This window comes from Sulfoacidibacillus ferrooxidans (assembly GCF_022606465.1).
Classification (GTDB): domain Bacteria; phylum Bacillota; class Bacilli; order Alicyclobacillales; family SLC66; genus Sulfoacidibacillus; species Sulfoacidibacillus ferrooxidans.
This window is the reverse complement of record NZ_JALBUF010000114.1, coordinates 1-333: the sequence shown is the minus strand read 5'-3', so window position 1 is coordinate 333 and position 333 is coordinate 1. Positions and strand designations below refer to the sequence as shown.

Below are 333 nucleotides of genomic sequence, written 5' to 3'. Positions count from 1 at the left end.
GATCAAGAAGAAGCGCCGTAAATATAATCATGCTGAAAATAAATCCAAAAATAGCACCAAAATATTCAAAAAAATAATCAATCAAATTCTTCGAAGGATCTTTAAATAACGGAATCATAACGGCAATTATGATTACCATCATGAGTTGACTGATGATAAGAAGCAGTTCAGGTGCATTATGACCATAACGCACAAGAATAAGAACGCTTGAATTTGTTAATTTCCCAACAATGAGGATAAAAAACAAGACCATTAACTGCTGTGGGCTGATATGTCCATCCTTAATCAATAGATATCCATCCTTAATCAATAGATATCCATCCTTAATCAATA

The 333-nt window shown here is 32.4% G+C and carries 1 protein-coding gene; it reads right to left on the bottom strand.

What is annotated here, in order from left to right:
- Nucleotides 1–310, bottom strand: a 310-nt coding sequence (locus tag MM817_RS16620; RefSeq protein ID WP_241717184.1) for a hypothetical protein, incomplete at its 3' end; no start/stop codon positions are given.
- Between the last annotated feature and the right edge of the window lie 23 nt (nt 311–333).